This is a genomic window from Catellatospora tritici (assembly GCF_019083965.1).
GTDB classification, from domain to species: Bacteria; Actinomycetota; Actinomycetes; order Mycobacteriales; family Micromonosporaceae; genus Catellatospora; species Catellatospora tritici.
The window spans coordinates 83,883-109,991 of sequence record NZ_JAHRCY010000020.1 but is presented as its reverse complement, the minus strand read 5'-3'; the positions used below and the strand labels follow the sequence as shown (position 1 = coordinate 109,991).

Here is a 26,109-nt window from a genome sequence, read left to right as displayed (position 1 = left end):
GGGCGGGTCACAGGTCGTCGGAGCGGAACTGGTCGACGACCTGGTAGCCGAGCTTGTCGTACAGGTTGCGGGCGACCGTGTTGGCGCCGAAGACGTTCAGCCCCAGCTGGGCGTCTCCGGCGGCCGCGGTCTCCCGCTCGCCGAGCAGCATCACCGCGCGGCCGTACCCCTTGCCGCGCTCACCCTCGTGGACGTTGACGCCGAAGACGTAGCCCATCCCGGCCATGTATCCGTGCCGCAGCCAGATGTGGGCCACCGCCCGCTCGCCGTCGCACAGCGTCCACAGGCTGTGCTCGGCCGTGCCCAGCCCGTCGGGCAGCAGCTCGGCGAACTCGCGCTGCGACCGCGCCAGGGCCGCCTCGGCGGTGGCCGAACCGGACTCGGTGATGTCATCGGCGTAGCCGCGGATCTCACCTGCCAGCCAGGGGCCGTACTCCGCGGCGGCCATCGGGCGGCCGGTGAGCCCGTCGGGCAGCACGACCGGCAGGGACACGTCCTTGACCATCTGCTGCGCCCGCAGCGGGTAGTGCGTCAGCAGCGCGTCCACGGCCGGGTCGCCGGTCGGGGTGATCGCACCGAGGCGCTGCACCCCCTGCTCCGCGGCGTACCGCCGGGCGTGGTCGAACAGCGACCGGGCCACCTGTTCGCCGCCGGGGGCGTGTAGGTCGAAGACGAACACCTCGGACGGGTCGGCATTGGGCGAGCGGCCGAGGGCGAGGTGCCCGACGGTGCGTCCGTCCGATTCGGCCACGAGCACCGTGCCGGGCTCGGCGCGCTGCTGGGCCCCGAGTCGCCGCTCCACCATCTGGTGCCGTGCGCCCGGATCGGCGTACCCGGCGAAATGGCGGTGCAGCCGCTCGCGCCAGTCCTCGCGCCACGACTGCTGCTCGGCCTCGGTCGCCACCCGTACGCTCACCATGCCCGCGACCCTATGTCGCGTGCGCGAGCGGCGCCACAGAGTTCGCGCGGCTTGACAGCGCGAGCGCCGGTGTGATGCCTTCACACCGTGAAATGCCTGGTGCTGTGGGACATCGACCGGACGCTGATCAACGCGGGCGGTGGCGGAAAGGCGATCTTCCTGGCGGCGTACCGGGAGGTGGTCGGCGCCGAACCGCCCGGCCTGCCCGACTTCGGCGGCCGCACCGACCACTACCTCTTCACCGCCGCCCTGGCCGGGCACGGCCACCCGGTCGACGATCAGCTGGTGGCCCTGTTCCTGGACACGCTCGCCGCGCACACCGAGGCCGCGCGCGAGCGGATCCGCGAACACGGGGTGGTGCTGGCCGGGGCCGCGGCGGCGGTCGCCGCGCTGGCGGAGGTCCCGGGGGTGGTGCAGACCGTGGTCACCGGCAACATCCGCGACGCCGCGCGGATCAAGCTGGCCGTGTTCGACCTGCTCGACCCGATGGACCTGGACATCGGCGGGTACGGCGACGAGGACCCGGTCCGGGCGGTGCTGGTGCGGCTGGCCCGCGAACGCGCCGAGCGCAAGCACGGGGTGGCCCTGTCCGGCGACCGGATCGTGGTCATCGGCGACACCCCGCACGACATCGAGGGCGCCCTGCGCAACGGTGTGACCGCGATCGGCGTGGCCACCGGCGGCGCCACCGCGGACGAGCTGCACGCCGCGGGCGCGCACACGGTGCTCGAGTCGCTGGCCGACACCGCCGCGCTGCTGCGCGCGATCGGCGTCGCCTGACCGCGTCGCCTGACCGCGTCGCCTGGCCGCGTCGCCTGGCCGCGTCACGTGACCGCGTCACGTGACCGCGTCGCCTGATCGCGTCAGCTGACTCCGACCGCGTCGCCCGGCCGTGCCACCAGCGGCGGCCCGGCGTAACGAGTTCGACAGGAGCCGGACCGGCCCAGCATGATCGGCGCCATGACGCGAACCGATCTGCCGTCCAGCTGGGACGAGCGCAGCACCCTGACCACGTTCCTCGACTACGCCCGCGCCACCGTACGGGCCAAGTGCGAGGGCATCACCGAAGAGGCGGCCCGCACCGCGCCGCTGCCCGGCTCACCGCTGATGACGGTCGCCGGGCTGGTCAACCACGTCCGCTGGGTGGAGTACTCCTGGTTCCAGGTCGTGTTCCTGGGTGAGGAGGACGCCGGACCGTGGACCGAGGAGGAGCCCGACCGCGAGTTCACCGTCGCCCTCGAACACCCGATCGGCCAACTGCTCGACGAGTACGACGCCCAGTCCGAGCGCTACCGCGCCCTGGTCGCCGCCACCGACCTCGACACGCTGTCGCAGCGCAGCATGCGCAGCAACGGCGCCCCGGTCACCCTGCGCTGGATCCTGTTCCACCTGGTCGAGGAGATCGCCCGGCACAACGGCCACCTCGACGTGGTGCGCGAACTCGTCGACGGCACCACCGGCGTCTGACCTGTGTGTTTCCCCGGCCCGGCCGCCGGTCCGCGCGTAGCGTTGAGCGCCATGGAGCAGGAGCTGGCGGGCAAGGTCGCCGTGGTCACCGGGGCGAGCAAGGGCATTGGGCTGGCCGTGGTCCGGGCGCTGACGGCGCAGGGGGCGCGGGTGGCCGCCGGGGCGCGTACCGTCTCGGCCGAACTGGCCGAGCTCACCGCCGACGGGGCGGTGACCGCGCTGCCGGTGGATCTGGGCACGCCGGACGGGCCGGGGGAGCTGGTCGAGGCGGCGGTGTCGGCGTACGGCGGGCTGGACGTGTTGGTCAACAACGTCGGCGCGGTGTTCCCGCGGCTGGGCGGGTTCACCAGCGTCACCGACGAGGACTGGCTCGCCGGATTCAACATCAACCTGATGTCGGCGGTACGGGCGACGCGTGCCGCCGTACCGCATCTGCTTGCCCGGGGCGGTGGCGCGATCGTGACGGTGAGCTCGATCAACGCGTTCTACCCGGATCCGACGATCATCGACTACACCGCGTCGAAGGCGGCCCTGACCAACTTTTCCAAGGCCCTGTCCAAGGAGCTCGGCCCGAAGAACATCCGGGTCAACACGGTCAGCCCCGGCCCGGTCGCGACCCCGCTGTGGCTGGACTCCGGCGGCGTCGCCGACCAGTTCGCCAAGGCCGCCGGTGTCTCCGCCGACCAGGTCAAACAGCAGGTGGCCGCCTCCGCCGCCACCGGCCGCTTCACCACTCCGGACGAGGTCGCCGACGTGGTCGCCTTCCTGGCCGGCCCCCGCGCCGCCAACCTGACCGGCACCGACCTGACCATCGACGGCGGCTACACCCCCACCCTCTGACCCGTTGATCATGAACTTATGGCACGGCTGGACGGTGTGTCGGCGGCACAGCTTCCTGATCGACTGCGCTGGTGGCGGTTGTTGATCAGGAAGCTGTGCACATGACACGCCGTTGAACCGTGCCATAAGTTCATGATCGACCGAGAGGTCGGGGGGCGGGGGTGGGGTGGGGTGGGGTGAGGGGGTCAGGCGGCGGGGGCTGGGGTGGCGGCGGCGGGGGTGGGCGCCGGGTGGGTGGGGGTGGTGGGGGTGCCGGGGCGCAGGACCCGGCGCAGGACGGCGGGGGCGAACAGGCTCTGCGGGGCGGTCATCAGGTTGGCGACGCTGAGGAAGGCGTGGCCGACGCGGGCGTGGCGGGCGGCGGCGACATGGATCTTGCCGACGTACGCGTTGAGGAAGTTGCCCTTGGCGGTGCGCTTGCCCACCACCGCGTCGTAGCGCAGGTCGGCGCCGACCGCGATGTCCCACGGCACGTCGATGACCTTCGCGGCCGCCTTGAAGAAGCGCTGCTGCAGGTTCTCGCGACCCTCGGCGAGGCAGTCGCGCAGCACCGCGGCCTCGGCCGCGGCGACGGTCATGCCCTGGCCGTACGCCGGGTTGAAGCTGCACACCGCGTCGGCGACGGCGAGGAAGCCCAGCGGCAGCCGCTTCATGTGCTCGTAGCGGCGGCGCACGCTGACCGGCAGCCGCATCCGGTGCGGCGGGCCGAGCGGCTCGGCCACGCTGAGCAGCTCGTACAGCTCCTGGCCGGGGAACTGCTTGGCGAACTCGTGGAAGGTCTCCGGGTCGCCGGACGGCGCGGGCGAGCCGCCCGCCGCGATCATGGTGACCATCCAGCGGTCGCCCTCGGCCGCGATCGCCACGCCGCCGTACGGCTGCTCCGGCGACGGGCTGCACAGGAACGCGGTGAAGTCGCCCTGCCCCGGCACCCGCTTGTAGTTGCGCGACATGTAGACGGTCTTCGGGTCGACCAGGTCCTCTACCGGCTTGTCGTAGCCGAGCTCGGCCAGCCAGGTCGGGCCGCGGTTGCCGCGCCCGGTCGCGTCGACGACCAGGTCCGCCTCGTGCCGCTGCTCCTCGTCGCCGCCGACCGGCAGCACCCGCACGCCGGTGATCCGGCCGCGGTCCTCGGTGGCGAGCAGGCCCAGCGCCTCATGCCGGGGGCGCAGCTCCACGTTGGGCAGGGCCAGGACGCGGGTACGCACATAAGACTCCAGCGCCGGGCGGCTGACGGCCAGCCCCTGCAGGCCGGTCGCCTCGCGCACCATGCGGTGGCCGTCGTTGAGCCACACGACGTCGCCCTGGATGTCCAGCGGCACCGCGCCAGCGGCGGCGAGGTCGGCCGCGAAGCCGGGGAACAGTTCCTCGAGCACCTGACGGCCCCGGGCGAGCAGGCCGTGCGAGTGCTCGCCCTGCGGCACGCCGCGCCGGTCGATGTTGGTGGTGGGTAGCTCGTCGCGGTCGAAGACGGTGATCTTCGCGTACGACTCGCTGAGCGCTCGGGCGGCCAGTAGACCGCCGATGCTGGCGCCGAGCACGATCGCGTGCCCGGACTTCTCCTTGGCAGACAAGGCGACTCTCCGTATCGGTGAGGGGTGTGTACTCACGGTAAGGAGGGGTGACGCAATCATGAAAACGAATATCGCGTCTGGAAAACGACACTGTGTGCGCGCTCACCGGCACCCTGCGCCACGAAATCCGTTGCGCTGAGCGCATTCCGCGACATCAGTGCGGCACTATCGGGGAAACTGCGCGAATCGGAGCCGGGATTCCGACACCTTCCCCGAAAGTGCGCGCACGGCTCCGGCTATACCCCGGAAAGAATCTTTGAAAGATTTTGCAGTATCTCGACGCGAGCTGGGGGCGGCGATCTGGGGTGATGGGCCGCGCGGGGCCAAGAGTGGTCGATCACCTGTAAGTCTGGCCCCTATATGTGTGTATAGAACGGATACATCGGGCGCTGGTTGTCTCTTCACGGCTGGGCAATGCGGGGCTAACATCCATGAAACTTGCGCAAGAGTTTCCAGCCCGTCCCCTCCCTGACCCAGGAGGAAACTCGTGACCACCCGCACCCGTCCCCTCGCCGCAGCGGCGTTGTCGCTGCTGCTCGCGGCTCTGTTGGCCGCGTTCGCCGGTTGGCAGCCGGCGCCCCGCCTGACTCCCGCCAAGGCGGACGCCAACCCGGGCGCCCGCGACGTCATCGTGCACCTGTTCCAGTGGCCGTGGGCCTCGATCGCCACCGAGTGCAGCACCGTGCTCGGCCCCAAGGGCTTCGGCGCGGTGCAGGTGAGCCCGCCGCAGGAGCACGTGGTGCTCAGTGGCTCGGGCTACCCGTGGTGGCAGGACTACCAGCCGGTCAGCTACCAGCTGATCAGCCGCCGCGGCGACCGAGCCGCGTTCACCAACATGGTCAACACCTGCCACGCGGCGGGCGTGAAGATCTACGTCGACGCCGTCATCAACCACATGGCGGGCGGCGCCTCCACCGGCACCGGCTCGGCCGGTTCGACCTACTCGCACTACAGCTACCCGAACCTGTACTCCAACGCCGACTTCCACCACTGCGGCCGCAACGGCAACGACGACATCGTGTCCTGGGGCGACCGGTGGGAGGTGCAGAACTGCGAGCTGGTCGACCTGTCCGACCTGGCCACCGAGAGCTCGTACGTGCGCGGCAAGCTGACCGCGTACCTCAACGACCTGATCTCGATCGGCGTGGACGGGTTCCGGGTCGACGCGGCCAAGCACATCCCCGTCGCCGACCTGCAGGCGATCTACGGCGGCCTGTCCGGCAGCCCGTACATCTACCAGGAGGTCATCGAGGACTCCGCGTTCCCGCCCACCGAGTACGCCGGACTCGGCGACGTCACCGAGTTCCGCTACGGCGACGTGGTCGGCAACGCGTTTCGCGACGCGAATCTGTCCAACCTGAACAACCTCGCCGGTCAGATGGCCCTGGGCAGTGGTGACGCGGTCAACTTCGTGGACAACCACGACACCCAGCGCAACGGGCGGGCGAAGCTGACGTACAAGGACGGGCAGACGCACGCGCTGGCAGCGGCGTTCAGCCTGGCCTACCCGTACGGCACCCCGGCGCTGATGAGCAGCTTCACCTTCAGCAACAACGACGCCGGGCCGCCCGCCGCCAACGGCGTCACCAGCCAGGTCGTCTGCGGCTCGGGCTGGGAGTGCGAGCACCGCAAGACCGTGGTGGCCAACCTGGTCGCCTTCCACAACGCCGTCAGCGGTACGGCCGTGACCAACTGGACCTCCCCGGCCGCCAACCGCATCGCGTTCGGCCGCGGGGCCACCGGCTTCGCCGCGTTCAACCGCGACAGCGCCGCCTGGAGCACCACCTTCGGCACCGGGCTGCCCGCCGGGACGTACTGCAACGTCGCCGTGGCGAACTTCTCCGGGGGCACCTGCTCCGGGGCGACCGTGTCGGTCAACGCCTCCGGCCAGGCCACCGTGAGCGTGGCGGGCAACACGGCGCTGGCGATCCACACCGGCGCGATGGTGACCGGCTCGCCGTCACCGACCACCTCGGCCAGCCCCAGCCCCACCTCGACCGCGTGCACCAGCGTCGCCGTCACGTTCGAGTCGAACGCCACCACGACCACCGGGCAGAACGTGTACGTCGCGGGCAGCGTCGCGGCCCTGGGCTCGTGGAACACCGGCAGCGCGGTCGCGATGTCGAGCGCGTCCTACCCCGTGTGGCGGGTGACCGTGAGTCTGCCGGCGGGCACGTCCTTCGAGTACAAGTACATCAAGAAGGACGGGTCCGGGAACGTGACCTGGGAGAGCATCGCCAACCGGAGCCGCACCGTGCCGACCGGGGTGTGCGCGGTGACCTACAGCGAGACGTGGAACGTGGCGGGCACGACCAGCCCGTCACCGTCGCCATCGCCGACCGGGTCGAACTGCTCGACGGTCACCGGGTCGTTCGCGGTCAACGCGACCACGACGTGGGGGCAGAACGTTTACGTGGTCGGGTCGATCCCGGCGCTGGGCTCGTGGAACGCCGCCAGCGCGGTGGCGCTGTCGAGCGCCTCGTACCCGGTGTGGACCGGGTCGGTGTCGCTGCCGGTGGGGACCGCGTTCACGTACAAGTACATCAAGAAGGACGGCTCTGGGAACGTGACCTGGGAGAGCGACCCGAACCGGTCCGCCACCACCCCGACCACCGCCCCGTGCACCCTGACCCGGTCCGACACCTGGCGCTGACACCGGCTCGGCTGAGCCCCACCCCGTTTTAAATTGACGCTGGCCTATCCAGAAGACGATTTCGTGAAATCCGTCTTCTGGATAGGCCAGCGTCGATGCTGAGTGGAACGGGTCGACACCCGGCCCAGCGCGCGTGCACCGGCTTTCCAGTGGATAGGCCACCGTCGATAACACCCCCCCCGCGAGGAGGGGGCGGCGCCGGGTCGGCGCGGCCGGATCAGGCGGATTCGCGGGGGACCAGTTCGGTCGGCAGGACGACGGGCTCCACCCGTTCCGCGCCGTCGATGAGCTCCAGCAGCATCCGTACCGTCTCCGTCGCCACCTGCTCCAGCGGCTGGCGCACCGTCGTCAGCCGCGGATGGGTCGACCCCGCGACCGCCGAGTCGTCGAACCCGCCCACCGCCACGTCCTCCGGCACCCGCAGGCCCCGCTCGCGCAGCGCCGCCAGCGCCCCGGCCGCCATCAGGTCGGAGCCCACGAACACCGCGTCCAGCCCCGGCACGCGGTCGAGCAGTTCGCGCATGGCCGCCTCGCCGCCGTGCCGGGTGTAGTCCCCGTGCGCGATCAGCTTCTTGGTCGCCTTGCGCCCGAGCACGTCGCAGTAGCCTTCGAGTCGGTTCAACCCGCCCGGCGTGTCCAGCGGCCCGGTGATCGTGGCGATCTTCTTGCGGCCGAGGTCGACCAGGTAGCGGGTCATCTGCCGGGCGCCCTCGCGGTCGTCGGCGGCCGCGTACGGCAGCCCTTCGCGCCCGAGCACCGCCCCGCACGCCACCGCGGGCAGCGCCAGGCTCTCCAACTCCTCCAGCAGCGGGTCACCGGCGTGGGCCGACAGCAGCAGCACCCCGTCGGCGTGCCCGCCGCGCAGGTAGCGCACCACCCGCTCGCGGTCGCCGTCGTCGCCGGCGACCATCATCACCAGCGCCACGTCGCGCTGGGCCAGCCGTCGGGTGGCGACCCGCAGCAGGACGCTGAAGTTCGGGTCCTCGAACAGCTTCTCCTGCGGTTCGGACAGCACCATGACCACGGTGCCGGTGCGCTGGGTGACGAGGCTGCGCGCGTTGCGGTTGACCACGTATCCGGTCTCGGCGACGGCCCGTTTCACCGCGGCCGCGGCGGCGGTGCTGACGTACGGGTCGCCGTTGAGGGCGCGGGACACCGTGCCCCGGGAGACTCCCGAGGCACGGGCCACGTCGTGGATCGTCGGCCGCCGCCTGCTGTTGGTCACAGGCATCAGCTTTTCACAGACCCGCCGGACAGGTCAGTGCGCCAGTACCGCTGCATGGTGAGGAAGAGCGCGATCAGCGGAATGATCGACAGCAGCGCGCCGGTGATGACGAGGTTGTACAGGGCGGGCTGGTTGGCACCGGTCACCAACAGGGTGTAGAGCCCCACGGTGAGCGGGAACCGGTGGTCGTCGGCGAGCATGATGAATGGCAGCAGGAAGTTGTTCCAGATGGCGACGAACTGGAACAGGAAGATCGTCACCATGCCCGGCCCCATCAGCGGCACGGCCACCACCCGCAGCAGCCGCCCCTCGCCGGCTCCGTCGATGCGCCCGGCCTCCAGCAGGGCGTCCGGGATGGCCGCGGCGGCGTAGATGCGGGCCAGATAGATGCTGTACGGGTGCAGGATGCTGGGCAGCAGCACCGCCCAGTACGTGTCGGCCAGCCCCGCCTTGGCCAGCAGCAGGTACTGCGGCACCGCGAGCACCACCGACGGCACCAGGATGCCCCCGATCAGCACGTTGAAGATCAGGCCCTGGCCGACGAACCGGAACTTGGCCAGGGCATACCCGGCCAGCACCGACACCGCGGTCGACAGCACCGCGCCGACCCCGGCGTACAGGGCCGTGTTGGCCATCCACTGCCAGAAGATGCCGTCGCGGTAGGCCGACAGGTCGGACAGGTTCTCCAGCAGGCCGGTGCCGGGGGTGAACGCGTTGGTGGAGAACAGCTCGCCCCGGGTCTTGCTGGCGGCCACGAGCACCCAGCCGACCGGGAGCAGGCAGTACAGCGCCCCGAGCAGCAGCACGGCGGTGGGCATGAGGCCGAGCGGGCGGCGGACCTTGCCCGCCCCGTTGGCGGAAGCGGTGATGCTCATCGTTCCTCCCCGAACGCGCGGCGGCGCACCAGCCGCAGGAAGCCCAGCGAGGGCACGAGCGCGATCAGCGCGATGACCAGCGACGTCGCCGAGGCGGAGTAGAGGTCGCCGGTGACGAAGGCGTCGCCGTACACGTTCATCAGCGGGCTCCAGGTGGAGCTGACCGAGTTGGAGATCGAGCGCAACGTCGTCGGCTCGGTGAACACCTGCATCGTCGCGATGATCGAGAACACGGTGGTCAGCACCAGCGCGGGTGCCAGCATCGGTACCTTGATCCGCAGCGCGATGGCCAGTTCACCCGCCCCGTCGATGCGCGCGGCCTCGTAGTAGTCGCGGGGCACGGCCCGCAGCTGGGTGTAGAGCACCAGCATGTTGAAGCCGGTGCCGCCCCAGACCGCCACGTTGACCATGGAGAAGACCACCGTGGACGGGCTGAGCAGGTTGACGCCGTCGACGCCGACCGCGTGCAGGGCGGCGTGGATCGGGCTCAGGCTGGGCAGGTAGAGGAAGCCCCAGAGCAGGGTCGCGACCACGCCGGGGACGGCGTACGGCAGGAAGATGGCGATGCGGGAGAAGCGGGGCAGGCGTACCCGCGCCGAGTCCAGCAGCAGCGCGAACAGCAGCGCCAGGCCGAGCATGAGCGTGAGCACCATCGCGGCGTAGCCGAGCACCCGCAACCAGCCGGCCCAGAACTCGCCGTCGCCGAGCGCGGCGCGGTAGTTGTCCAGTCCGACGAAGATCTCGGTGCGCGACTTCTTGCCCAGGCCCAGGCCGGAGAACTTGACCCGGCGCAGGCTCAGGTACGCGGTGTAGCCGATCGGCGCGGCCACGAACAGGGTGAACAGCACCACCGCCGGGGCCAGGTACAGGTATGGGGTGGCGCCCACGCGCGATGCGCGGGCGCCCCGGTTTGCCTTGGTCATCGCTCAGGACACCAGCGTGAAGCCGGACTTCTTCATGTCGGCCACGGTGGCCTCCTGCACGGTGGTCAGCGCGGCCCCGAACGAGGACTTCTGCTGCACCGCCTTGTCGAAGGCGTCCTTGTACGCGCTGTAGGCGACGTTGACGTTCGGACCGAAGGTGAAGCCGCGCGCCGAGGAGGAGATCGTGGTGGCCTGGGCCCAGAAGTCGGGCTGGTTGGCGAAGTACTCCGGGGCGGTGGTGAGCAGCGCCTGGCCGCCCTTGGCCGCCGGGTAGATCGCCGCCTCCTTGATCAGCAGGTCCAGCGCCTTGGCGTCGGTGTTGAGCCAGGTGGCGAACTGGGCGGCGGCGGCGCGGTGCTTGGAGCCCGCGGCGACCGCGATGGACGAACCGCCCCAGAAGCCGCTGTACGACTCCCCGGCGCTCCACTGCGGCAGCGGCGCGATGGCCCACTTGCCCTTGCCGTCGGGGGCGTTGCTGCTCAGCACGCCCGGCGCCCACACGGCCGAGGCCCAGGACAGCACCTTGCCATTGTTGAGCGCGGCGTTCCACTCCGGGGTCCACGGGGCCTGGGTGTCCACGACGCCCTCGGCGGCCAGGCCGCCCCAGAAGTCGGCCACCTTGCGGGTCGGGCCCTCGTCGATGCCGACCTTCCAGGACTCGCCCTGGATCGACCACCACTGGCCGCCCGCCTGCTGGGCCAGCCCCGCGAACCAGCCCGGGTCCTTGCTGGAGAAGCCGCCCAGGTAGACGCTCTTGTCCTTGGCGTGCACGGTCCGGGCCGCGGCGGCGTACTCGTCCCAGGTCTTGGGGACGGCGATGCCGTACTTGGTGAACAGGTCGGTGCGGTAGTAGAGCATCATCGGGCCGCTGTCCTGCGGCAGGCCGTAGACGCCGTCGGTGCCCAGCGTGACCAGGCCCCAGATGCCGTCGCTGAACTGCGACTTGGCGGCCGCGACCTCGGCCTTGATGTCGGCGACGGCCTCGGCGGCCACGAACGACGGCAGCATCTGGTACTCGGCCTGCACCAGGTCGGGCGCGTTGCCCGCCTTGGCCGCGGTGAGGAACTTGGCCGCCGCCTCGTCGCCGCCGGCCTGCTTGCTGACCGTGACGTGGATGTCGGGGTGGTCGGCGTTCCACGCCGCGGCGAGCTTGTCCATGTTCGGTGCCCAGGTCCAGAAGGTCAGGTCGACCGGCCCGGTCTCCTGCGGCGCCGCCTCGTCCGGGGTGCTGGAGCAGCCGGCCGCCAGGGCCCCGACCAGCAGGGCGGTGAGTACCGTCCTGAGCCGTTTCGTACGCATGGGTCCTCCGTCAAAATGGCGAGTTTCTGTGAACGTTCACAGTGCGCAACAGTGTGGAGGGGCCGTAACGCGGCCGTCAAGGCACGTTCGCAAACTCGTTACACGGTCGGGATTTGCCGCATGGTGGCTTCCGCGCTCGGAGTGCTTCCGCTACTGTGCACGTTCACAGAACAAAGGGGGACCGGTGGTCGACAGCATCAGCACCCGGCTCGGGGGTCTGGCCTACGGCGGGGACTACAACCCCGAGCAGTGGCCCCGCCAGGTGCAGGAGGAGGACGTCGCGCTGATGCGCGCGGCCGGGGTCAACCTGGTCAGCCTCGGCGTCTTCGCCTGGGCCCGGCTGGAGCCGGCCCCGGGCCGGTACGAGTTCGGCTGGCTCGACGAGATCATCGACCGGCTGCACGCCGCCGGGATCGCCGTCGATCTGGGCACCCCGACCGCCGCCCCGCCGCCCTGGTTCTCCCGGGCGTATCCGCACACCCTGCCGGTGAACCGCGAGGGCGTACGCATCGGCGTCGGCGGCCGCCAGAACGCCTGCCCCAGCTCGCCGGAGTATCGCGCCGCCACCGCCGGGATCGCCCGCGCCCTGGCCGAGCACTACCGCGACCACCCGGCTGTCGTCCTCTGGCACGTGCACAACGAGTACGGCGCTCCGCTCGGCGAGTGCTACTGCGAAGCCAGCGTCGCCGCGTTCCGGGCCTGGCTGCGCGCCATTTACGGCGACCTCGACGCGCTCAACGAGGCCTGGGGCGCCGACTTCTGGAGCCAGCGATACGGCGACTGGGACGAGATCGACGTCCCGCGCGCCAACCACACCGCGGTCAACCCCGCCCAGCGGCTGGACTTCGCGCGGTTCACCTCCGACGAGCACCTGGCCTGCTTCACGCTGCAGCGCGACATCCTGCGCGCGAGCACCCCGCACACCCCGGTCACCACCAACTTCATGACCGCCAACTGCAAGTCCATGGACCTGTGGCGGTGGGCGCCCGAGGTGGACGTGGTCAGCAACGACCACTACCTGACCGCCGAGCGCCCCGACAACCACATCGAGCTGGCCCTGTCGGCCGACCTGAGTCGGTCGCTGGCGGGCGGCGCCCCGTGGCTGCTGATGGAGCACTCCACCGGGGCGGTGAACTGGCAGCCGCGCAACCTGGCCAAGCGGCCGGGCGAGCTGCGCCGCAACAGCCTGGCCCATGTGGCGCGCGGCTCGGATTCGGTGCTGTTCTTCCAGTGGCGGGCTTCCCGCTACGGCGCGGAGAAGTTCCACTCGGCGATGCTGCCGCAGGCGGGCACCGACTCGCAGCTGTGGCGCGACGTGGTGGAGCTGGGTGCGCAGCTGCGCGAGCTGGCGCCGGTACGCGGCAGCCGGGTCGCCGCCGAGGTGGCGGTGGTGTGGGACTGGGAATCGTTCTGGGCCCTGGAGCTGGAGTGGCGGCCCAGTGTCGACCTGCGGTTCCGGGAGCGGGTCGACGCGTACTACGAGGCGCTGTGGCGTGAGCACGCGACCGTCGACTTCGTACATCCGGCGGCGGATCTGTCGGCGTACCGGCTGGTGGTGGCGCCCAGCGCGTATCTGCTGGGGGAGGTGGCGGCCAAGAACCTGTGCCGCTACGTGGAGTCGGGCGGGCACCTGCTGGTGTCGTACTTCTCCGGGATCGTCGACGAGCACGAGACGGTGCACCCGGGGGCGTATCCGGGGGCGCTGCGGGAGGTGCTGGGGCTGTCCATCGAGGAGTTCCATCCGCTGCGCGAGGGCGAGACGGTCGAGCTCGGTGACGGGTCGCGCGGGGCGGTGTGGTCGGAGCGGGTGCGCCCGGCCGGGGCGGTTCCGGTGGTCGACTTCGCCGCCGGACCCGACGCGGGCCACCCCGCGGTCACCCGGCACGACCTGGGCCGGGGCACCGCCTGGTATGTCGCGACCGCCGTCGACCGGCTGCGGCCGCTGCTGGCCCGAGCCCTGGACACCGCGGGCGTACGCCGCCCGCACGGCCTGCCCGACGACCTGGAGTACGTCCGCCGCGGCGATGTGGTGTTCCTCATCAACCACGGCGACACCGAAGTGGTGGTGTCGGAGCCATCTGGCACGGATCTGCTGGACGGCAGTGTGTGGCCCGGGGCGGTGACCATCCCACCCGGTGGCGTCCGCGCGATCCGGTGAGGACGGTCGAGCCAGTCCGACTTGGTTAAGAAGGGCCCCTTCTACGTCGAAAAGCGATAAGAAGGGGCCCTTCCTTCGTGTAGTGGTTCTGTGGCCGATCTGGAGGGTCTGTGGACATTCTGGGTTCACCTACGTTCAAGATTATGTTCATATGTATCAATGAATCTACGGCCCATGAACCCCCTCGGTCGTCGCACTTTCGTCCTGGGTGGACTCGCCACAATCGGGTCCGCGCTCACCGCCGGCAGCCTCGCGTACGCGGCGGCGCCCTTCCCCTTCAAACTCGGTGTCGCCTCCGGTGAGCCCGACGCGAGCAGCGTGGTCCTGTGGACCCGCCTGGCGCCGACCCCGCTCAACGCCGACGGCCAGGGCGGCATGGCCAACGCCGACGTCGCCGTCGACTGGCAGGTCTCCACCAGCTCGACCTTCGGCACGCTGGTCGCCTCGGGCACGGTGACCGCACGCTACGCCGACGCGCACTCGGTGCACGTGGTCGCGGGCGGTCTGAGCCCGGACAGCGACTACTACTACCGCTTCCGCGCCCAGGGCCACATCTCCCCGGTCGGGCGCACCCGCACCGCCCCCGCCACGGGCACCTTCGGCCGTGACCTGGTGATGGCCTTCGCCTCCTGCGCCCACTACGAGTCGGGCTACTACACCGCCTACCGGCGCATGGCCGAGGACAACCCCGGCCTGATCCTGCACCTCGGCGACTACATCTACGAGGACGCCGCCACCGCCGGCTCGGTACGCGAGCACGTGGGCAGCGAGATCGTGTCGCTGGCCGACTACCGCCGCCGGTACGCGCTCTACAAGTCCGACCCGGACCTGCAGGCCGCGCACGCCGTCGCACCCTGGCTGGTGGTGCCCGACGACCACGAGGTCGAGAACAACTACGCCAACATGGTGCGCAACGACAGCAGCCCGGCGCTGACCACCGCGCAGTGGACCCAGCGCCGCACCGACGCCTACCGGGCGTACTACGAGAACATGCCGCTGCGGCCCGCCCAGGCGCCGGTCGGCAACAGCATTCCCCTCTACCGCCGCGTTCGCTGGGGCAACCTGGCCACCTTCCACATGCTCGACACCCGCCAGTTCCGCAACGACCAGGCCTGCGGCGACGGCTGGAAGGTCTGCGCCGACGCCGACCTGGCCAGCCGCAGCCTGCCCGGCACCGCCCAGGAGGCGTGGCTGCTCGACGGCCTGGCCCAGCACTACGGCACCTGGGACATCCTCGGCCAGCAGGTCTTCTTCGCCCGCCGGTTCGACGCCGCCGGCGCGTCCAGCATGGACGCCTGGGACGGCTACCGCGCCTCGCGCGCCCGCATCCAACAGGGCTGGCTCGACCGGCAGGTGCGCAACCCGCTGGTGCTCACCGGCGACGTGCACGCCGCCTGGGCCAACAACCTCAAGGCCGACTACGCCAACGCCAACTCGGCGACCATCGGCACCGAACTGGTCTGCACCTCGATCACCTCGGGCGGCAACGGCACCGCGACCACCACCATCCCCGATGTGGCGACCAACCCGCACCTGAAGTTCTACTCCGACCGGCGCGGCTACGTGCTCACCACGATCAGCCAGAGCCAGGTCCGGGCCGACTTCCGCTCGGTGGCCACCGTCACCGAGCACGGCGCGCCGGTGACCACGCTGCGCTCGTACGCCATCGCCGACGGCCAGCCCGGCCTGCAGCAGATCTAGGAGAACCCGTTCCCATGACCCGCCTCGCACCCCTGGCCGCGGTCTCGCTGACCACGCTGGCCACTGCCGCGCTCACCCTGACCGCTGTTCCGGCGTACGCCGCGCCCGCCACGGTCACCTGGTCGACCGCCAACAGCGTCGCCACCGGCGACCAGGACGGCGCCGCGATCGCCACCAACCGCAACGGCTACGTCGCCGTCGTCTGGGAGGACGACCGCGACACCGCCGCCCCCGAGGACAACAACCACTCGGAGGTCTACCTCCGGCTGTTCAAGGACGGCGTCGCCGTCTACGAGAAGAAGCTGTCCACCGGCGGCACCGCCGGGACGAACTGGAAGCACATCACCCCCGACGTCGGCCTGGACGACAAGGGCAACGCGGTGGTGGTCTGGGCCGACGACCCGGACGGCAACGGGTTCTTCAACATCCCCTACCAGGTCGTCGGTCCGACCGGCACGGTGCTGGGCTCCGGCCGCGCCAACGCCGACACCGCCGGGCAGCAGATCGTGCCGAAGGTGGCGGTCGACCCGGACGGCACCCCGAACAGCACCACCGCGGTCGCCTTCACCGTGGTCTGGGAGGACATCGCCGAGGGCGCCACCGTTTCCCTGGTCAAGGCGGCGGGCTACACCAACGTCACCACCAAGGCGTACGAGGTGACCGCCAGCCAGACCACCGGCACCCACCACCGCCCGGACGTCGCCGTCTCCGCCGCCGGTGACGCGCTCGTGGTCTGGGACGAGGACTCCGACGCCAACGCGTTCTACAACATCGGCCTGGTCCGCCTGGCCAGGGCCAACGGCGCGGTGAACCTGACCCGCCGCACCGCCAACGTCAACGGCGGCAACCAGCAGTGGCACGCCTCGATCGCGGCGAACTTCACCGGCGACTTCACCGTGGCCTGGGAGTCCGACCACACCGGCACCGCCGGGGTGTGGGCCCGCTCGTTCAAGGCCGACGGCACCGCCCGCCACGGCGACCTGGAGGTGTCCAGCGAGGCGGGCGCCATCTCGCCCAGCGTCGGCATCGACGACCAGGCCGCCACCGTGGTCGCCTGGACCACCCCGGCCAACGGCCTGGACGTGTGGGCGCGCGGCTACAACCCCGACGGCACCACCGCCGGTCGCCTGGCCGCGCAGTCCTACACCGACACGACCACCGGCCGCCAGGAGCAGGGCGCCGTCGCCGTCTCCGCCTGGGGCGAGATCGCGCTGTCGTTCACCGACGACAACGACGGGAACCTGTTCGACCAGGTCCGCCTGGGCCTCGGCGCCGCCAACTCCGACTGGTGAGGCAACGAAGGGCCCCTTCTTATCGCATTGCGTAGAAGAAGGGGCCCTTCTTAACCCACAGTCTCAGCGCCACGGCTGGGTGGCGATGGTCACCAGGCGCTGGGTGGCGCGGGACAGGGCCACATACAGCGTGCGGCGGCCCGCGTCGGTGCCGGCGGTGATCGCGGCGGGCTCGACGAGCACGACACCGTCGTACTCCATCCCCTTGGCCTCCAGCGCGGTGACCACCCGCAGCCGCTCCTGCGCGTGCTCGGCCAGCCACTCGCGCACCCGCTCGCGTACGCTCGCGTCCGCGGTGATCACGCCGACGGTGCCCTCGACCTCGCCGAGCTGCGCCGCCACCGCCTCCCGGACCGCCTGCTCCAGCCCGGCCGGCTCGACCAGGCGGTGCACCGGGGCCACGCCGGTGCTGCGCACCGCCTTCGGCAGCGGCAGGTCCGGCGAGACCTGTCGAATCACCTCGGCGGCGACCTCGAAGATCTCGGTGGAGTTGCGGTAGTTGGTGGTCAGCCGGTGCGGGTGCCGCTTGCGGCCGCCCAGTGCCTCGTCCCGCGCCCGGACGGGCTCACGCGGGTCGCCGATCCAGGCCGACTGGGCCGGGTCGCCGACGATGGTCCAGCTCGCCGCGTGCCCCCGGCGGCCGATCATGCGCCACTGCATCGGGGTCACGTCCTGCGCCTCGTCGACCACCACGTGCGCGTAGTCGCGGTAGTCACGCTCGCGCGGGTCGGCGGCCAGGCTCGCGCGGGCCCGCTCGTACGCCGTGGCGACCTCGCGCACCCCGCCCACCGTGTACGCCTCCCGGCGCCGCCGCTTGGGCACCGGCTGCAGGCCGACCAGCTCCCTCAGCTCGTCCAGCAGCGGCACGTCGTCGATGCTCGGCCCTGACTCGCGCAGCGGCGCCAGGGCACGGCTCAGCAGCCGCTGCTCCTCGCCCGACAACGTGCCCTCGGCGTAGCGGCGCAGCCGGCGCGGGTCGCCCAGCCAGCCCAGCACGTCGATCGGGCGCACGATCGGCCACCACGCCTTGAGGAAGCTCCGGAAGCCCTCGTGTTCGGTCAGCTCCTCGTCGAACCGCGACTGCTCCAGCCGGGCCAGCTTCGGCTTGGCCTGGGCCCACAGCTGGTCGAGCACCGCACCGAACGCCTTGGCCCGGATCTCGTTGCGGCGGTTGCCGCGCCCCACCCGCCGCCGGATCTCCTCGCCCTGCTGCCGGGTCAGCACCAGCCACTCGCCCCGGTAGCGGATGCGCAGGCCGTCGGGGTTGCTCGGCGGAGCGTCCTCGGCCGCGCGGCGCAGCACCCGGCGCATCCGCAGCGAGCCCTTCACCGCGCGTACGGCGGCGGTCTCCTCCCGTACGGCGTTGACGCCCACCACGAGCTGGCCGGTCGATTTGAGCGTGGCGGAGTCCTCGCCGAGGGCGGGCAGCACCGTCTCGATGTACTCCACGAACACCGGTGACGGGCCCACGATCAGCACGCCGCCCCCGGCGAACCGGGCCCGGTCGGCGTAGAGCAGGTACGCGGCGCGGTGCAGCGCCACCGCGGTCTTGCCGGTGCCCGGCCCGCCCTCGACCAGGGTCACCCCGGACGCGGGGGAGCGGATCGCCAGGTCCTGCTCGTGCTGGATGGTCGCGACGATGTCGCGCATGCCGGTGCCCTTGGCCCGGCTCAGCGCCGCGAGCAGTGCCCCGTCGCCGATCACGGTCATGCTCTCGGGCGCGTTGGCCGGGTCGAGCAGGTCGTCCTCGATGCCGGTGACCTTCTCGCCGAACGACGAGATCATGCGGCGACGGATCACCCCGAGCGGCTGCGCGGCGGTGGCCCGGTAGAAGGCGGCGGCGGCCGGGGCACGCCAGTCGATCAGGAGCGGCTCGGCCTGCTCGGTACGCACGCCGAGGCGGCCGATGTAGCGGGGCCGCTCGTCCCAGCCCGCCGCCTCCGGGTCGGCCACCGCATCGGTCGGCTCCGTCTCCACCCGGTCCGGGTGCAGATCGAGCCGTCCGAAGACCAGGCCCTCGTGCTCGGTGTCGAAGCTGTGGCGGCGCCGGGCCGCGTGGAAGACCATCGCGTCGCGCTCGACCAGGGCGCCGTAGTTGCCGACGCGGGCGAGCTGGTAGCCGTCGGCCTCCGCCTGCGCCGCCTCGGCGCGCAGCCCGGCGAGCCGGGCGTAGACCCGGTCCACGTGCTGCTGCTCTGAGGCGATCTCTTCGTGCAGGGTGTTGTCTGACATGAGTCTCCCGGGCCGCGGGCAAAAGGTGCCCCGATAGGGTACGGGCTCGCCCCGTACCGAAGATCGATCACCGGGGCGATGCGGCCGGTGGTGGCACCCGATAGGCTGGACGTCAGCCGACCCGCTCCTTGGCGGACTTCTTGGCGTTCGGGGCGACTTCAGCGAGCGCGATGTCCGGTTCGACCGTCTCAGTCAGATTGTCCTCGGCGCCGTGCCGGTGGGCGCGGCGCTTGAGATACCAGGTGGAGCCCAGGCCGAAGACCAGCGCCACGATCAGCGCGGCCCAGGAGAAGCGCTTGAGCCAGTGCTCGGCCACCGCGCCCAGCGCATAGATGGCGAAGGTGGTGCCGAAGGCCCACACGATGCCGCCCGCGGCGTTGGCGACCAGGAACTTGCGATACGGCACCCGCAGCGCCCCGGCCATCGGCCCGGCCAGGATGCGCAGCAGCGCGACGAAGCGGCCGAAGAACACCGCCCAGGTGCCCCAGCGCCCGAACATCGTCTCCGCGCGGGCGATCTGCGCCGGGCCGAGATGCTTGGGGAACTTGCGGCCCAGCCGCTCCAGCAGCGGGCGGCCGCCGCGCATGCCCACGGCGTACCCGATGGAGTCGCCCACGATGGCGCCGATCGCGGCGCCGATCGCCACCCCCCACGGCGAGGCGTAGTCGGTGGTCGCGGCCAGCAGCGACGCGCTGACCAGCACGATCTCGCCGGGCAGCGGAATGCCCATGCTCTCGGTGCCGATGACCAGCCCGACGATGATGTAGATCACGAGCGGCGGCAGGGTCTCCAACCACGCGGTGACGGAATCCACGAGCACCCCCTCCGACGGCCGCGCAGAACTCGCGCGAGTGCGGCGATCGTCGCGGTCGCGACGGCTCGGCGCCGCCGAAAAGATACCCGACCGGGGAACGCGAGAACATCGCCGGAGCAGCGAATCATCCGAATCTCCGGGTTTCCCGTAAGTCGGATCCGCGACCGTAGAGCCGCCGCGCGCAGGGGCCGCGCCGGTGAGAATCGTCGCACTACCCTCGCGTAACCTTCCCGCGCGTACCGCAGACCAGCCAGAGTAAGGGCATGACGCTGTCCGAGACTGCGCCGACGATGCAAGAGACCGTGCCCGACGACGGCCCGGGGGAAAACCCGGGGCCGGCTGAGGCGCTGGCAGACCTGCTGGCGGGTAACCGCCGGTTCGCGGCGGGACGTCCCCGCTACGGCCACCACATCGGCGAGGCGGCCGCCCGTTCCAGCACCCAGGAGCCGTACGCGGTGGTCGTGGGCTGTATCGACTCGCGGGTGCCGCTGGAGGCGGTGTTCGACCAGAACTTCGGCTCGATCTGCGTGGTGCGCTCCGGCGGACACGTACTGGACCGGTCCGTGATCGGTTCGGTCGAGTTCGCCGTCACCGAGCTGCACGCCTCGCTGATTCTTGTGCTCGGGCACGAGCGGTGCGGCGCCGTGGCCGCCACCGTCGAGGCCGTGCGCACGGGATCGCGGCCCGACGGCTTCCTGGGCTACCTGGTCGAGGAGATCGCCCCGGCCGTCACCGAGGTCGGCGCGGACGACCCGCAGGCGGTGCCCAAGGCGCTGCGCCGCCACGTCGAACGCACCGCCGCGCAGCTGCGCTCCGTCGGGCGCCTGGCCGCTCCCGTCGCCGAGGGCAAGGTCCAGGTCGTCGGCGCCGTGTACGACCTCGACACCGGCGTCGTCAGCCTGATCTGACCCGTCCGACCCACCTGAGCTGCCCTGCCACGGGCATGAAAGAAGCCCCGGTCACCATTCGGTGACCGGGGCTTTCAGTTCCAGCCTGCGAGCTCAGCCGCGGGCGGTCCTGGCACGACTCACTCGCCGAAGACGCCGGCCTCGGCCAGTCGCTTCTCGGTGGCGTCCCAGCCGTGGCCCGGGTGGGCGGTGTTCAGCGCGGCGAGCTCAACCCGGATCTTGGCGGCGTGGCCGGCACCGGCCAGCACGCGGATCTCCTCGACGAAGGCGTCCGACGACGTGCTGAGGTGCACGGTCTTGCCGTTGGTGAGGTTGCGAACGTAGGCGTGCTTGCCGTTGTTCAGCGGGATGATGTACTTGAACTCACCGAGCACGCTCAGCGCGCCACCCTTGGCCTCACCGGCCCGGACTGAGGCGCGCGCGGTCTTGGAGGTGTTGCTCGCCACGACGTACTCCTTGGAAAGTCTGGTTGACCCGCCAACTCTACACGACACCCGTGGTGACCTCGACGGGCGGCGGGTCGTCCGGTGACCGACGTCGGTGCGTCACCACCGTGACACCGTCCGCCGCGCGCGAGATGGCCCGCACGGACAATTCATCCGGCGAGTTTCGCGATTCGCTGGCGCCACATCAGCCCCAGCCGTCATCATGGTGGAGATCGTCCGTGGCACCAGGCCGTAGGGGAAGACGAGCCTGTTCAGTCTCGGGAGGTCAACGTGCCTACGCGTGGCGTCGTACACGTCCACTCGAGCCCGCTCGCCGTGTGTCCTCACGTCGAGTGGGCGATTTCGCGCGCCCTGAAAAGTGGCGCGGTTAACCTGCACTGGACCGTGCAGCCCGTCGAGCCCAGTGCCCGGCGGGCCGAGTGCGGCTGGTCCGGCCGCCCCGGCAGTGGGGCGGAGATCGCGCATGAGCTGCGCCAGTGGCCGATGCTCCGCTTCGAGATCACCGAGGAGCCGAGTCCGGGCGTGGACGGCGAGCGCTTCATGCACGTGCCCGGCCGCGGCCTGTTCCGCGCGGCGATGGGCGCGGCGGGCGACATCCAACTCGGCGAGGACCGGCTGCGCAGCATCATCGCGTCCGCCCGCAGCCCGGAGTCGCTGGCCCACGCGCTGGACCAGGCGATGGGGACCTCCTGGGACGCGGAGCTCGAGCCGTACCGCTACGCCGCCGAAGGAGCCCCGGTAACCCTGTTGACCAGGGCGGGTTAGCCCATCGTAGCCAGGCCGGGATCGTCCGTAAGGACGATACGGATCGCGTGTAACGGTTGACCCCGCACTGCCCGGCTGGTGGGATGTGCGCGTGACCTCGTCGACGCGGAAACTCAGAGGAATCGGTGCCGCTGTCTGTGCGCTCAGCGCCGTGGCGGTCGCGGCGGGCGGCTGCGGGACCGCGCCGACCAACGGGGGTGCGCTGCCCATGCAGGACCCGTCCGACCTGTCGGCCAAGGTCGCGGGCATCGTCAAGCACCTGTCCGACGAGGAGCTGGCCGGTCAGGTGCTGATGCCGTACGCCTACGGCCGCTCCGCGACCGACGTCTCCCCGGGCACCGCGAAGAGCAACCAGGCCCTGGCCGGAGTCGACACCCCCGCGCAGATGGTGCAGAAGTACCACCTCGGCGGGCTCATCCTCGTCGGCTTCGGCGGCAACGACCCCACCGCGGCCAACCAGCCGGTCAACAACGTGGAGAACCCGGCCCAGGTGCGGGCGCTCACCACCGGCCTGCAGAACGCCGCCACCGGTGGCACCGCCGACCTGCCGCTGCTCATCGGAACCGACCAGGAGTTCGGGGTGGTCACCCGGCTCACCGACGGGGTGACCATGCTGCCCAGCGCGATGGCGTTCGGCGCCGCGGACAACCCCGGGCTGACCGAGAGCGCCTGGCGCGCCGCCGGTGCCGAGCTGTCGGCCGTCGGCGTCAACGTCGACTTCGCGCCCGTCGCCGACGTGCTCGGCCCGGCGGGCAGCGCCGTGATCGGCTCCCGCTCGTTCGGCTCCGACCCGCGCGCCGCGGGCGAGCAGGTCGCCGCCGCCGTACGCGGCCTGCGCGCCGGGGGCGTGGCCGCCACCCTCAAGCACTTCCCCGGACACGGGCACACCACCGCCGACAGCCACACCGACCTGCCCGTGCTCAAGCAGACCCGGCAGCTGCTCGACAGCGACGACCTGGCCTCGTTCAAGGCGGGCATCCGCGCGGGCGTGCCGCTGATCATGTCGGGCCACCTGGACGTGCAGGCGATCGACCCGGGCGTCGCGGCCACCTTCTCGCACAAGGTGCTCACCGACCTGCTGCGCGGCGAGCTGAAGTATGACGGCGTCGTGGTCACCGACGGCATGAACATGGCCCCGGCGATGAAGTTCTCGCCCGGCGACGCCGCCGTGAAGGCGCTGCTGGCGGGCAACGACCTGATCCTGATGACGCCGAACGTCTCCGCCGCGCACAAGGGCATCGTCGACGCGCTGCGCGCGGGCACGCTGCCGCGCTCGCGGATCGTCGAGGCCGTCAGCCGGATCCTCAAGCTCAGGTTCAGCCTGGACCGCGAGGCCCCGGCGCTGTCCATCGTGGGCACGCACTCGCCGCAGGTCGCTCCGGCCGCCGCGGCCGCGATCACCCTGCTGCGCGGCGAGTGCAAGCTGCCCCTGGTCAGCGGGCCGCTGCGGGTCACCACGGCGAAGGGGCGGGACAAGGCCAAGGCGCGGCTGACCGCCGCCCTCAAGCAGGCCGGGGTGACCGTGGTGGACACCGGCGGCAGCGTGGTGCACCTGGTCGGCTACGGCGACGCCAAGGCCGACCTCAACACCGGGGCCGCGGTCACGGTCGCGATGGACACGCCGTACCTGCTCGGGCAGTCGAACGCGAAGGTGCTGCTGGCGACGTACTCCTCCAGCGACCTGTCCATGGACGCGCTGGCGCAGGTGCTGGCGGGCAAGGCCAAACCGTCCGGCCGCGCCCCTGTCGAGGTGGCGGGCCTCTCCCGCACCACCTGCGCCTGACGCTTTGTCGATCATTCAAATTGCCGGGCAATCGGGGATATCTTGCGGGGTCATACGCCCGGTTGCCCGGCAACTTGAATGATCGAGGGCGGTCCGGTCGGTCAGAAGGTGAAGCCGCCGGGGCGGGAGTTGCGGTCGGCGATGAGTCCGGCCAGGGTCGCGACGGCGATCTCGGCAGGGGTACGGCTGCCGATGTTCAGCCCGATCGGACGGTGCACCCGGGCCACGCCCGCCTCGTCCACGCCCAGCCCGCGCAGTGCCGCCACGTGCGGGGCGGTGTGCCGGGGGCTGCCCATGACGCCGATCCAGCGGGCCGGAGTCTGCAGCGCGGCGTAGAGCAGCGTGCCCAGTTCCGGCCGGTCGTGATCGGTCACCACCACGTCGGCGTCGCCGTCGGCGAAGGACGGGTCCACACTACTGGCCAGCTGCGACGGTCCGCCGTGGCCGCCGTCGGCGACCCGGCCCAGGTCCGGTTCGACCAGGACGGTCCGATAGCCGAGATCCCGGCCGATGTGCAGCAGATGCGCGGCGACGGGAGAGCTGAAGACCGCGACGAGGGTACGGCTGCCCGCCGGTGCGATCATCTCGCCGTGCGCCGCCGCGCAGGCCGGATCGGTGTGCGTGTGTCCCACCCCGCCACCCTATGCCGCCCGGCGCCCCGATTCGCCTTCGTCCCGCCCGAGCGGGCCGGCGCCCCGCCCGTGGCCGGGGTTAAGAAGGGCCCTTCTGCTACGGAAAGCGATAAGAAGGGGCCCTTCCTTACTCCGTCAGAGGGGGATGTTGCCGTGGGCACTCCGTCAGAGGGGGATGTTGCCGTGGGCGCCGCGGGCGGCGGGCGCGTTGGCCAGCGCCTCGGCGAGCCGCTTGCGCGACTCGGTCGGCTCGATCATGTCGTCGACCACGCCGATCTCCAGGGCGCGCTGCACCCCGCCGGCCACTCTGGCCTGCTCCTCGACCAGCTGTACGCGCAGCGCCTCACGCTGCTCGGCCGGGGCGGCGGCCAGCTTGCGGCGGTGCAGGATGTTCACGGCCGCGCTCGCGCCCATGACGGCGACCTCGGCGCCGGGCCACGCGAAGACCGCGGTGGCGCCCAGCGCGCGGCTGTTCATGGCGATGTACGCGCCGCCGTACGCCTTGCGGGTCACCAGGGTCACCCGGGGCACGACCGCCTCGGCGAACGCGTGCAGCAGCTTCGCACCGCGCCGCACCACGCCGTCCCACTCCTGGCCCAGGCCGGGCAGGTAGCCGGGCACGTCCACCAGGACGATCAGCGGCACGCCCAGCGAGTCGCACATGCGCACGAACCGGGCCGCCTTCTCCGCACCGGACGCATCCAGGCAGCCACCCAGCCGCATCGGGTTGTTGGCGACGACGCCGACGGTGCGCCGGGCGAAGCGGCCCAGCACGGTGACCACGTTAGGCGCCCACTTGGCGTGCAGTTCCACCCCGGGCTCGTCGAGCAGCGCCTTGACCACGGGCTTGACGTCGTACGCCCGGTTGGTCTGCGGGGGCATGGATGCCGACAGGTCCCGGGCGTCGGCGACGTCGGCCGGGGACAGGCGGCCCTGCGCCCCGAGCAGCTTGACGACCCGGCGCGCCTCGGCCAGCGCCGAGGCGTCGTCCTTGGTGGTCACGTGCACCACCCCGGAGCGGCGGCCGTGCGGCTCGGGGCCGCCGAGCCGTTCCATGTCGACCTGCTCGCCGGTGACGCTGCGGACCACTTCCGGGCCGGTCACGAAGATCCGGCCCGCGTTACTCATGATCACGATGTCGGTCAGCGCGGGACCGTACGCGGCTCCGCCCGCCGCCGGGCCGAGCACCACAGAGATCTGCGGCACCCGGCCGGAGGCGCGGACCATCGCCGCGAAGACCTGACCCACCCCGTCCAGGGCGACCACACCCTCGGCCAGCCGGGCACCACCGGAGTGCCACAGGCCGACCACCGGCAGCCGCTCGCGCACCGCCGCGTCGACCGCGTCCACGATGCGCGTGCAGCCCTCGGTTCCGAGCGCGCCGCCCATGCGGGTGGCGTCGGTGGCGAAGGCGATCGCGGCAGTGCCGTCGATCTCACCGCGGGCGCTCAGCACGCCCGACTCGTCGGTGCCGACCAGTGTGCGCACGGTGCCCGCGTCGAACAGCGCGCGCAGCCGTGCCTGCGGGTCCCGGTGGTCGGCCGCCGACGAGTCGACGGCCGCCGAGGTGGTGGTCATCCCGGGTCTCCTGCGGGGTCTCCTCGTC

Annotated in this window: 21 protein-coding genes; 10 read left to right on the top strand and 11 right to left on the bottom strand. The window is 71.4% G+C overall.

The annotated features are described in order from the left end of the window. Window positions 1-7: 7 nt before the first annotated feature. Window positions 8-919: a GNAT family N-acetyltransferase gene (locus KUA19_RS33155; protein WP_217402472.1), complete on the bottom strand. Its 912-nt coding sequence runs from the start codon at window positions 917-919 to the stop codon at window positions 8-10. A gap of 87 nt (window positions 920-1,006) precedes the next feature. Here KUA19_RS33155 and KUA19_RS33150 point away from each other — a divergent pair, with 87 nt between their 5' ends. The 3 genes from KUA19_RS33150 to KUA19_RS33140 all read left to right on the top strand — a co-directional run bounded on the left by KUA19_RS33150 (window position 1,007) and on the right by KUA19_RS33140 (window position 3,226). Next, on the top strand, window positions 1,007-1,699 hold the full coding sequence (locus KUA19_RS33150; RefSeq protein ID WP_217402470.1) for an HAD family hydrolase: 693 nt from the start codon (window positions 1,007-1,009) through the stop codon (window positions 1,697-1,699). Window positions 1,700-1,879: 180 nt separating this feature from the next. Further along, window positions 1,880-2,386 carry a DinB family protein gene (locus KUA19_RS33145; RefSeq protein WP_217402469.1) on the top strand — a complete coding sequence of 169 codons (507 nt, stop codon included), beginning with the start codon at window positions 1,880-1,882 and terminating at the stop codon, window positions 2,384-2,386. A 51-nt stretch (window positions 2,387-2,437) separates the two neighbouring features. Continuing rightward, window positions 2,438-3,226 (top strand): oxidoreductase, encoded by a 789-nt coding sequence (locus tag KUA19_RS33140; protein ID WP_217402467.1) that lies wholly within the window; start codon window positions 2,438-2,440, stop codon window positions 3,224-3,226. A gap of 185 nt (window positions 3,227-3,411) precedes the next feature. Here KUA19_RS33140 and KUA19_RS33135 read toward each other — a convergent pair whose 3' ends face one another. Next, window positions 3,412-4,797 carry an FAD-dependent oxidoreductase gene (locus tag KUA19_RS33135; RefSeq protein WP_217402465.1) on the bottom strand — a complete coding sequence of 462 codons (1,386 nt, stop codon included), beginning with the start codon at window positions 4,795-4,797 and terminating at the stop codon, window positions 3,412-3,414. 487 nt (window positions 4,798-5,284) lie between these two features. Here KUA19_RS33135 and KUA19_RS33130 point away from each other — a divergent pair, with 487 nt between their 5' ends. Further along, complete coding sequence (locus KUA19_RS33130; RefSeq protein WP_308167791.1) at window positions 5,285-7,450, top strand: carbohydrate-binding module family 20 domain-containing protein; 2,166 nt, start codon at window positions 5,285-5,287, stop codon at window positions 7,448-7,450. Window positions 7,451-7,667: 217 nt separating this feature from the next. On the opposite strand, the gene KUA19_RS33125 is transcribed toward KUA19_RS33130, so the two are convergent. From KUA19_RS33125 to KUA19_RS33110, 4 genes are read right to left on the bottom strand one after another with little or no spacing between them, the layout of a single operon-like run. Next, on the bottom strand, window positions 7,668-8,681 hold the full coding sequence (locus tag KUA19_RS33125; protein ID WP_217402463.1) for a LacI family DNA-binding transcriptional regulator: 1,014 nt from the start codon (window positions 8,679-8,681) through the stop codon (window positions 7,668-7,670). Then, entirely contained in the window at window positions 8,681-9,550 is an 870-nt protein-coding gene (locus tag KUA19_RS33120) for a carbohydrate ABC transporter permease (RefSeq protein WP_217402461.1), read from the bottom strand. The genes KUA19_RS33125 and KUA19_RS33120 overlap by 1 nt, the downstream gene beginning before the upstream one ends. Beyond that, window positions 9,547-10,437: a carbohydrate ABC transporter permease gene (locus KUA19_RS33115; RefSeq protein WP_308167790.1), complete on the bottom strand. Its 891-nt coding sequence runs from the start codon at window positions 10,435-10,437 to the stop codon at window positions 9,547-9,549. Before KUA19_RS33115 ends, KUA19_RS33120 begins: the two co-directional genes overlap by 4 nt. 39 nt (window positions 10,438-10,476) lie before the next feature. Further along, window positions 10,477-11,772, bottom strand: coding sequence for an ABC transporter substrate-binding protein (locus tag KUA19_RS33110; protein WP_217402457.1), 1,296 nt, complete (start codon window positions 11,770-11,772; stop codon window positions 10,477-10,479). 184 nt (window positions 11,773-11,956) lie between these two features. Between KUA19_RS33110 and KUA19_RS33105 the strand changes: the two genes are divergently transcribed. The 3 genes from KUA19_RS33105 to KUA19_RS33095 all read left to right on the top strand — a co-directional run bounded on the left by KUA19_RS33105 (window position 11,957) and on the right by KUA19_RS33095 (window position 16,923). Beyond that, the gene (locus tag KUA19_RS33105) at window positions 11,957-13,930 is read left to right on the top strand and encodes a beta-galactosidase (protein ID WP_308167789.1); all 1,974 of its coding nucleotides are present in this window, start codon (window positions 11,957-11,959) and stop codon (window positions 13,928-13,930) included. A 174-nt stretch (window positions 13,931-14,104) separates the two neighbouring features. Further along, window positions 14,105-15,631, top strand: a complete 1,527-nt coding sequence (locus KUA19_RS33100; RefSeq protein WP_217402452.1) for an alkaline phosphatase D family protein — start codon at window positions 14,105-14,107, stop codon at window positions 15,629-15,631. A 14-nt stretch (window positions 15,632-15,645) separates the two neighbouring features. Then, window positions 15,646-16,923 (top strand): hypothetical protein, encoded by a 1,278-nt coding sequence (locus KUA19_RS33095; RefSeq protein ID WP_254550472.1) that lies wholly within the window; start codon window positions 15,646-15,648, stop codon window positions 16,921-16,923. A gap of 63 nt (window positions 16,924-16,986) precedes the next feature. On the opposite strand, the gene KUA19_RS33090 is transcribed toward KUA19_RS33095, so the two are convergent. Both KUA19_RS33090 and KUA19_RS33085 read right to left on the bottom strand, forming a co-directional pair. Further along, entirely contained in the window at window positions 16,987-19,155 is a 2,169-nt protein-coding gene (locus KUA19_RS33090; protein WP_217402450.1) for a HelD family protein, read from the bottom strand. Between the two features lie 112 nt (window positions 19,156-19,267). Further along, window positions 19,268-19,969, bottom strand: coding sequence for a DedA family protein (locus KUA19_RS33085; protein WP_308167787.1), 702 nt, complete (start codon window positions 19,967-19,969; stop codon window positions 19,268-19,270). 263 nt (window positions 19,970-20,232) lie between these two features. Here KUA19_RS33085 and KUA19_RS33080 point away from each other — a divergent pair, with 263 nt between their 5' ends. After that, window positions 20,233-20,877, top strand: coding sequence for a carbonic anhydrase (locus KUA19_RS33080; RefSeq protein WP_308167786.1), 645 nt, complete (start codon window positions 20,233-20,235; stop codon window positions 20,875-20,877). Between the two features lie 119 nt (window positions 20,878-20,996). Here the strand turns inward: KUA19_RS33080 and KUA19_RS33075 are convergent, their stop codons facing one another. Beyond that, on the bottom strand, window positions 20,997-21,323 hold the full coding sequence (locus tag KUA19_RS33075) for a hypothetical protein (RefSeq protein WP_217402448.1): 327 nt from the start codon (window positions 21,321-21,323) through the stop codon (window positions 20,997-20,999). Window positions 21,324-21,593: 270 nt separating this feature from the next. Between KUA19_RS33075 and KUA19_RS33070 the strand changes: the two genes are divergently transcribed. Both KUA19_RS33070 and KUA19_RS33065 read left to right on the top strand, forming a co-directional pair. Continuing rightward, window positions 21,594-22,088, top strand: a complete 495-nt coding sequence (locus KUA19_RS33070) for a DUF3145 domain-containing protein (protein WP_217402446.1) — start codon at window positions 21,594-21,596, stop codon at window positions 22,086-22,088. Between the two features lie 151 nt (window positions 22,089-22,239). Then, window positions 22,240-23,871: a glycoside hydrolase family 3 protein gene (locus KUA19_RS33065; RefSeq protein WP_372451924.1), complete on the top strand. Its 1,632-nt coding sequence runs from the start codon at window positions 22,240-22,242 to the stop codon at window positions 23,869-23,871. Between the two features lie 101 nt (window positions 23,872-23,972). Here the strand turns inward: KUA19_RS33065 and KUA19_RS33060 are convergent, their stop codons facing one another. After that, window positions 23,973-24,503 carry an XdhC family protein gene (locus KUA19_RS33060; RefSeq protein WP_308167783.1) on the bottom strand — a complete coding sequence of 177 codons (531 nt, stop codon included), beginning with the start codon at window positions 24,501-24,503 and terminating at the stop codon, window positions 23,973-23,975. 165 nt (window positions 24,504-24,668) lie between these two features. After that, a complete protein-coding gene (locus tag KUA19_RS33055) occupies window positions 24,669-26,081 on the bottom strand; it encodes an acyl-CoA carboxylase subunit beta (protein WP_217402445.1) in 1,413 nt (470 codons plus the stop codon). Between the last annotated feature and the right edge of the window lie 28 nt (window positions 26,082-26,109).

Excerpts from the sequence above, each read along its gene's own strand:
- KUA19_RS33120 (WP_217402461.1), bottom strand. The coding sequence starts at position 9,550 with ATGAGCATCACCGCTTCCGCCAACGGGGCGGGCAAGGTCCGCCGCCCG.
- KUA19_RS33055 (WP_217402445.1), bottom strand. The coding sequence starts at position 26,081 with ATGACCACCACCTCGGCGGCCGTCGACTCGTCGGCGGCCGACCACCGG.
- KUA19_RS33095 (WP_254550472.1), top strand. The coding sequence starts at position 15,646 with ATGACCCGCCTCGCACCCCTGGCCGCGGTCTCGCTGACCACGCTGGCC.
- KUA19_RS33125 (WP_217402463.1), bottom strand. The coding sequence starts at position 8,681 with ATGCCTGTGACCAACAGCAGGCGGCGGCCGACGATCCACGACGTGGCC.
- KUA19_RS33155 (WP_217402472.1), bottom strand. The coding sequence starts at position 919 with ATGGTGAGCGTACGGGTGGCGACCGAGGCCGAGCAGCAGTCGTGGCGC.
- KUA19_RS33080 (WP_308167786.1), top strand. The coding sequence starts at position 20,233 with ATGACGCTGTCCGAGACTGCGCCGACGATGCAAGAGACCGTGCCCGAC.
- KUA19_RS33110 (WP_217402457.1), bottom strand. The coding sequence starts at position 11,772 with ATGCGTACGAAACGGCTCAGGACGGTACTCACCGCCCTGCTGGTCGGG.
- KUA19_RS33145 (WP_217402469.1), top strand. The coding sequence starts at position 1,880 with ATGACGCGAACCGATCTGCCGTCCAGCTGGGACGAGCGCAGCACCCTG.
- KUA19_RS33090 (WP_217402450.1), bottom strand. The coding sequence starts at position 19,155 with ATGTCAGACAACACCCTGCACGAAGAGATCGCCTCAGAGCAGCAGCAC.
- KUA19_RS33140 (WP_217402467.1), top strand. The coding sequence starts at position 2,438 with ATGGAGCAGGAGCTGGCGGGCAAGGTCGCCGTGGTCACCGGGGCGAGC.
- KUA19_RS33100 (WP_217402452.1), top strand. The coding sequence starts at position 14,105 with ATGAACCCCCTCGGTCGTCGCACTTTCGTCCTGGGTGGACTCGCCACA.